The organism is Tritonibacter sp. SIMBA_163 (genome assembly GCF_046535935.1).
Lineage (GTDB): Bacteria > Pseudomonadota > Alphaproteobacteria > Rhodobacterales > Rhodobacteraceae > Epibacterium > Epibacterium scottomollicae.
In genome coordinates this window covers 1-267 of record NZ_JAWJBP010000536.1, presented here as the reverse complement: position 1 = coordinate 267, position 267 = coordinate 1, and the positions used below count along the sequence as shown (strand labels likewise).

The 267-nt window shown below is 30.3% G+C and carries 1 protein-coding gene; it reads right to left on the bottom strand.

Translation table 11 applies throughout. The annotated features are described in order from the left end of the window. The coding region (locus R0J92_RS23430) for an aminotransferase class V-fold PLP-dependent enzyme (protein ID WP_411053442.1) at positions 1–267 on the bottom strand (267 nt) is incomplete at both ends.

The window sequence follows — 267 nt, the reverse complement described above, 5'->3', positions numbered from 1 at the left end:
CCATTATATTTCCTGAAATATTACTAGAAGCAATAACGCTTAACAAAATCGTATTCTCGTCAATTTTATCAGCAATAGATGCTGGATCAACAAACCCTGTATTTACATTTGCCTTAGCAACTCTAAATTCTTTATTGTTCTTTTTACAGTAAAATTCTAATGAATCGTAAGCAGAAGGATGTTCAATATTAGTAGTGACTGCATTAGTTCCCTCAACATTTTCAATAATAGTTGAAACCATTTTAAACATTGTTTGAGATGCTGTTA